We start from the raw sequence: 6042 nt of genomic DNA, 5'->3' as shown, positions 1-6042 counted from the left end.
TCCGTAAGGAAACTCTAGAGCGAAGGTCGTCGTCGCCAGCAGCGCCGCCGCCCTCGTCAGTGATCGGGCTTATAGACCCGCTCCCTTTCCCCAGTCAACAGCCATTTTTCAAAAAATAGTAGAAATTTATAAGCTGTTGATTCGGAACGCATATTTTGACCAGAGCGCAAAGGCGCTCGAAATCGACGCCCCGTTCTGGGCGTCTGCACAAGGACAGAGGCCCCTGGCGCGTGCCGAGTATATGGTTAACGCATTATTGCTCTTCAAGGGGGCGCTTTTTGCTGATCGCCGGTGGAACCTCCCTGAGGAAAGAGCCGCGGCTCTCCCTGACCGCTTCGACCAGAAAATCGCGCACGGCCCTCACCCTCGGCATCGCGATCAAGTCGCGATGGCAGATCAGCCAATAGGTACGCTTCAGCTCGATCTCGTCCGGCAGCACGATCTGAAGTTTGGCTTCGTCCTTCGCCATGAAATAGGGCAGCACGCAGAGGCCAAGCCCCTGACGCGCCGCCTTCAGCTGCGTCAGGATGCTCGAGCTCTGGAAATGGGCGCGCAGGCCAGGCTGGATCTCGCCGAGATAGTCGAGCCCCGGCGTGAAGATCATGTCCTCGATATAGCCGACGAAGCGGTGCGAGCTGAGATCGTTGCGCGTCCGGATCATGGGGTGCTTGGCGAGGTAGCTTCGCGCGCCGTAGACATGCAACGTATAGGGCGTCAGCACCTCGGAATGGTACGGTCCGGCCTTGGGCGCGGCGAGCGCCACGGCAATATCGGCCTCCTTGCGCGACAGCGACATGATCTGCTGGATCGCCACCAGCTCGAGCGAAATGTTCGGGTAGCGGCTGGCAAATTCGGCAAGCCGGTCGGAAAGGAAGAAATTGCCGAAACCCTCGAGCGTGCTCAGCCGCACGACGCCGCGCTGCGCGGTCATGCCGTCGCTGATATCCAGCTGAAGCTGTTCCGTCTCCCGTTCCATCCGCTCGGCGGTCTCGACGAAGCGCTGGCCCATGCTCGTCAGCACATAGCCGCGCGGATTGCGCTCGAAGAGCTTGACCTTGAGGGCAAATTCCAGCCGGTCGATGCGGCGGGAGACCGTCGCATGGCTGGTTCTCAAGCGCCGCGCCGCGGTGGAAAGCTGGCCGGTGCGCGCCACCGCCAGAAAGAACTGGAGGTCGTCCCAGGTGAAATTCGGATTCATGCCCCTCCCCTCTGTTCAAAAATGAACAGATGCTGTTTGCAATTTACGGTTTGATCCGCTTGCCTCCAAGCGAAATTTTCTAGATGGTGAACTTTAGGGCCGGCCTTTGAGGAGCATGTCTGGCCAAATTTGAACAGAGCGATGTGGGAAGCGGCCGGGGCCTCGAAAGGAAACGGACGAGCCCTATGTGTTTGCGCATTGCGGCCAGCGTCGCCCTGAACATCCTTTGGGAGGAGGACAAATGAACAATAAACTGATCGCCACGCTCGCAATGCTGCTCGCCAGCAGCACCGCCGCTCTTGCCGACGCATCGGACGGCAAGGTCAAGATCGGCATCTTGAACGACCAGTCCGGCGTCTATGCCGATTTCGGCGGCAAATTCTCCTATGAGGCGGCGCTGATGGCGGTCGAGGATTTCGGCGGCAAGGTGCTGGGCGTCCCGGTCGAAGTGGTGACAGCCGATCACCAGAACAAACCCGACATCGCCTCCAACATCGCCCGGCAATGGTACGATACCGAGCAGGTCGACAGCATCATGGAGCTTACGACCTCGTCGGTGGCTCTTGCCGTCCAGGCGATCTCGAAAGAGAAGAAAAAGATCGACATCGTCACCGGTGCGGCGACGACGGAGCTCACCGGCAAGCAATGCAGCCCCTACGGCTTCCACTGGGCCTACGATACGCATTCGCTCGCCGTCGGTACCGGCGGCGCCCTGGTCAAGCAGGGCGGCGACAGCTGGTTCTTCCTGACCGCCGATTATGCCTTCGGCTATTCGCTCGAGGAAAACACCAGCAACTACGTCAAGGAAAACGGCGGCAACGTGGTCGGCGCGGTGCGCCACCCGCTCGCAACAACCGACTTCTCGTCCTTCCTGCTGCAGGCGCAGTCGTCCGGGGCCAAGGTGATCGGGCTCGCCAATGCCGGTCTCGACACCTCGAACGCCATCAAGCAGGCGGCCGAGTTTGGCATCGTCCAGGGCGGCCAGCGCCTCGCAGCACTGCTCTTCACGCTTGCCGAGGTCCATGGCCTCGGGCTCGAGGCTGCGCAAGGCCTGACGCTGACCGAGGGCTTCTACTGGAACCGCAACGAGGAAAGCGCCAAGTTCGGCAAGCGCTTCATGGAGCGCACCGGCAAGATGCCGAACATGGTCCATGCCGGCACCTATTCCGCCGTGACGCAATATCTGAAGGCGATCGAAAAGGCCGGCAGCGACGACGCGGACGCCGTTTCCAAGGAACTGCATGCGATGCCGGTCAACGACGTCTTTGCCGAAAATGGGACGGTGGCGCCGAACGGCCGGATGATCCACGACATGTACCTGCTCGAGGTCAAGAAGCCGGAAGAGAGCAAGGAGCCCTGGGACTATTTCAAGGTCCTCGCGACCATTCCCGGCAAGGAGGCCTTCATCGATCCGGCCCAGAGCGGCTGCGACCTCGTGAAGTCCTGATCGGCGACGAGGATGTCTGTCGCCACGCCTTTGGAGAATGGAGCGCCGCGGGTGGTTCTGTCCGCCCGCGGTCTCCGCCGCGACTTCGGCGGCTTCACCGCCGTCAAGGACGTCGACCTTGATGTCCACCATGCGCGAGTGCACGCGCTGATAGGTCCGAACGGGGCCGGTAAGACTACGGTCTTCAACCTGTTGACCAAGTTCCTGCAGCCGACCCACGGGACGATCACGCTGCTCGGCGAGGACATCACCAACATGGCGCCGGACAAGGTCGCCCGCATGGGCCTCGTCCGCTCGTTCCAGATCTCGGCGGTGTTCCCGCACCTGACGGTCCTCGACAATGTCCGCGTCGCCCTGCAGCGGCCGAACGGCCTGGCGATCCAGTTCTGGAAACCGCTGTCGGCGCTCGACGCCTTGAACGCCAGGGCCGATCAACTGATCCGCTCCGTCGGCCTCGAAAAGGAGCGCAACGCCGTCGCGGCCGATCTCTCCTACGGGCGCAAGCGGGTGCTCGAGATCGCCACCACGCTCGCGCTCGACCCGAAGGTGCTGTTGCTCGACGAACCCATGGCCGGAATGGGCCACGAGGACGTCGGCATGGTCGCCGAGATCATCCGCGAGGTGGCGCGCGAGCGCGCCGTGCTGATGGTCGAGCACAATCTCTCCGTCGTCGCCACGCTCTGCCACCATGTCACCGTCCTGCAGCGCGGCGAAATTCTCGCCGAGGGCGACTATGCCACCGTGTCGGAGGATCCGCGGGTGCGCACCGCCTATATGGGCACGGAGGAGGCCTGATATGAAACCGCTGCTCAAGGTCTCGGGCCTCAATGCCTGGTACGGCGAGAGCCATATTCTCCATGGCGTCGACATGGTGGTCGGCGAGGGCGAGATGGTGACGCTGCTCGGCCGCAACGGCGTCGGAAAGACGACGACACTGCGTGCCATCATGGGCATCGTCCGCGAGCGTAAGGGAGAGATTACCTTTTCCGGCGAGGATCTGATCCGCGTGCCGCTCCATCGCGTCGCCCATCGCGGCCTCGGCTTCATCCCCGAGGAGCGCGGCATCTTCTCGACCCTCTCCGTCTACGAGAACCTCTTGCTGCCGCCGGCCGTCGCTGAAGGCGGCATGTCGATCGACGAGATTTTCGAGCTTTTCCCCAATCTCCACGAACGCCGCAACAGCCAGGGAACCAAGCTTTCCGGCGGCGAGCAGCAGATGCTGGCGATCGCCCGGGTCCTGCGCACCGGCGTCCGGATGATGCTGCTCGACGAGCCGACCGAAGGCCTCGCCCCGGTCATCGTCCAGCGCATCGGCGAGGTGTTAAAGAAGCTCAAGGAGCGCGGCATGACGGTCCTGCTGGTCGAACAGAACTTCCGCTTCGCCAGCAAGGTCGCCGACCGCTTCTATCTCATGGATCACGGCAAGGTGGCGGGCGAGTTTCCGGTCTCGGAGCTTTCCGCGCGCATGGACATGCTGCACGACGTGCTCGGGGTGTAAGAGATGACGACGATCTTCGGAATTCCGCTCCAGGCCTTTCTCGGACAGCTGCTGATCGGCCTCATCAACGGCTCCTTCTATGCGCTCTTGAGCCTCGGGCTCGCCATCATCTTCGGCCTGTTGCGGGTCATCAATTTCGCCCACGGCGCGCAATACATGCTCGGCGCCTTCATTGCCTGGCTGCTGCTCGCGCATTTCGGCATCGGCTACTGGCCGGCGCTGATCCTGGCGCCGCTTCTCGTCGGCCTCATCGGCGCCGCCATCGAGCGCACCATGCTGAGGCGCCTCTATTCGCTGGACCCGCTCTACGGCCTGCTCTTCACCTTCGGCCTGGCGCTGACGGTCGAGGGCACGTTCCGCTATCTCTACGGCGCCTCGGGACAGCCCTATGCGACGCCGGCGCTTTTGACCGGCGGCGCCAATCTCGGTTTCATGTTCCTGCCCATCTATCGCGGTTGGGCGATCGTCTTCTCGCTGTTCGTCTGCCTCGGCACCTGGCTCGTCATAGAGAAGACCAAGCTCGGCTCCTACCTGCGTGCCGCGACGGAAAATCCGGTGCTGGTGCAGTCCTTCGGCATCAACGTGCCCTTTCTGCTGACGCTGACCTACGGACTCGGCGCCGCACTCGCCGCGCTTGCCGGCGTGCTCGCCGCGCCGATCTATCAGGTCTCGCCGCTGATGGGGTCGAACATCATCATCGTCGTCTTCGCCGTGGTGGTCGTCGGCGGCATGGGCTCGATCATGGGGGCGATCCTCACCGGTTACCTGCTCGGCGTCGCCGAGGGCCTGACCAAGGTCTTCTATCCGGAGGCCTCGAATATCGTGATCTTCGTGATCATGGCCATCGTTCTCCTGCTGAGGCCTGCCGGCCTCTTCGGCCGGGATGCTTGATATGACGCTGACACTCGAACTTCAAAAGCAGAAGGAACGCTCGACCGTCGTCGCCCAGACGGTGTTTCTCGGGCTCGGCCTGGCGCTTCTCCTGCTTGCGCCCCTGTTCTTCTACCCCGTCTTCCTGATGAAGATCCTGTGCTTTGCGCTCTTCGCCTGCGCCTTCAATCTGCTGCTCGGCTATACGGGGCTGCTCTCCTTCGGCCACGCGGCCTTCTTCGGCGGCGCGGCCTACTTCACCGCCCATGCCATCAAGGAATGGGGCCTGCCGGTCGAGCTAGGGCTTCTCGTCGGCGTCGCCGGCGCCGCACTGCTGGGGGCGGTGATCGGCTTTTTCGCCATTCGCCGCCAGGGCATCTATTTCGCGATGATCACGCTGGCGCTGGCGCAGATGTTCTATTTCTTCTGCCTGCAGGCCGAGTTCACGCATGGCGAGGATGGCATCCAGTCGGTGCCGCGCGGCCATCTGTTCGGCTTCATCGACCTCTCGCAGTCCTCGAACATGTATTACTTCGTGCTCGCCGTCTTCATCGTCGGCATTGCCGTCATCTGGCGGATCATCAATTCGCCGTTCGGCATGATCCTGAAGTCGATCCGCGAAAACGAGACGCGGGCGATCTCGCTCGGCTATTCGGTCAGGAACTACAAGCTCGCCGCCTTCGTCATGTCGGCGGCGCTGACCGGGCTTGCCGGCGGCTTGAAGGCCCTCGTCTTCCAGTTCGCGACGCTCACCGACGTCGGCTGGCAGATGTCGGGCGAGGTCATCCTGATGACGCTGCTCGGCGGCATCGGAACGCTGATCGGACCGCTGTTCGGCGCCGCGCTGGTGGTGACGCTGCAGAACTATCTGGCGACCTCGGAATTTCCGGTGACGATCGTCACCGGCGTCGTCTTCATGGTCTGCGTGCTTTTGTTCCGCCGAGGCATTGTCGGCGAGTTCTATAATTCCCGCCTCGGCCGCAGGCTCGGCTTCGAGCACCGGCACAAGCACTGATCCCGCGCCGGGTA

The 6042-nt window shown here is 62.6% G+C and carries 6 protein-coding genes; 5 read left to right on the top strand and 1 reads right to left on the bottom strand.

Annotation, left to right across the window (positions count from 1 at the left end; all coding sequences use genetic code 11):
* Nucleotides 1–253: 253 nt before the first annotated feature.
* Nucleotides 254–1198 carry a LysR family transcriptional regulator gene (locus AU381_RS15575; RefSeq protein WP_064242636.1) on the bottom strand — a complete coding sequence of 315 codons (945 nt, stop codon included), beginning with the start codon at nucleotides 1196–1198 and terminating at the stop codon, nucleotides 254–256.
* 241 nt (nucleotides 1199–1439) lie between these two features.
* Here AU381_RS15575 and AU381_RS15570 point away from each other — a divergent pair, with 241 nt between their 5' ends.
* Genes AU381_RS15570 through AU381_RS15550 form a run of 5 tightly spaced genes read left to right on the top strand, consistent with a single transcriptional unit; the run spans nucleotide 1440 to nucleotide 6028 of the window.
* Nucleotides 1440–2645 carry a beta-hydroxybutyrate-binding protein gene (locus AU381_RS15570; RefSeq protein ID WP_064242635.1) on the top strand — a complete coding sequence of 402 codons (1206 nt, stop codon included), beginning with the start codon at nucleotides 1440–1442 and terminating at the stop codon, nucleotides 2643–2645.
* 12 nt (nucleotides 2646–2657) lie between these two features.
* Nucleotides 2658–3440 carry an ABC transporter ATP-binding protein gene (locus AU381_RS15565; RefSeq protein ID WP_064242634.1) on the top strand — a complete coding sequence of 261 codons (783 nt, stop codon included), beginning with the start codon at nucleotides 2658–2660 and terminating at the stop codon, nucleotides 3438–3440.
* A 1-nt stretch (nucleotide 3441) separates the two neighbouring features.
* A complete protein-coding gene (locus AU381_RS15560; RefSeq protein WP_064242633.1) occupies nucleotides 3442–4143 on the top strand; it encodes an ABC transporter ATP-binding protein in 702 nt (233 codons plus the stop codon).
* Nucleotides 4144–4146: 3 nt separating this feature from the next.
* A complete protein-coding gene (locus tag AU381_RS15555; protein WP_064242632.1) occupies nucleotides 4147–5034 on the top strand; it encodes a branched-chain amino acid ABC transporter permease in 888 nt (295 codons plus the stop codon).
* Between the two features lies 1 nt (nucleotide 5035).
* A complete protein-coding gene (locus AU381_RS15550) occupies nucleotides 5036–6028 on the top strand; it encodes a branched-chain amino acid ABC transporter permease (RefSeq protein WP_082910040.1) in 993 nt (330 codons plus the stop codon).
* Nucleotides 6029–6042 lie beyond the last annotated feature (14 nt).

It is taken from the genome of Sinorhizobium glycinis, assembly GCF_001651865.1.
In the GTDB taxonomy this organism is placed as follows: domain Bacteria; phylum Pseudomonadota; class Alphaproteobacteria; order Rhizobiales; family Rhizobiaceae; genus Sinorhizobium; species Sinorhizobium glycinis.
This window is presented reverse-complemented; position numbering and strand designations above follow the sequence as displayed.

Excerpts from the sequence above, each read along its gene's own strand:
- AU381_RS15575 (WP_064242636.1), bottom strand. The coding sequence starts at position 1,198 with ATGAATCCGAATTTCACCTGGGACGACCTCCAGTTCTTTCTGGCGGTG.
- AU381_RS15550 (WP_082910040.1), top strand. The coding sequence starts at position 5,036 with ATGACGCTGACACTCGAACTTCAAAAGCAGAAGGAACGCTCGACCGTC.
- AU381_RS15560 (WP_064242633.1), top strand. The coding sequence starts at position 3,442 with ATGAAACCGCTGCTCAAGGTCTCGGGCCTCAATGCCTGGTACGGCGAG.
- AU381_RS15565 (WP_064242634.1), top strand. The coding sequence starts at position 2,658 with ATGTCTGTCGCCACGCCTTTGGAGAATGGAGCGCCGCGGGTGGTTCTG.
- AU381_RS15555 (WP_064242632.1), top strand. The coding sequence starts at position 4,147 with ATGACGACGATCTTCGGAATTCCGCTCCAGGCCTTTCTCGGACAGCTG.
- AU381_RS15570 (WP_064242635.1), top strand. The coding sequence starts at position 1,440 with ATGAACAATAAACTGATCGCCACGCTCGCAATGCTGCTCGCCAGCAGC.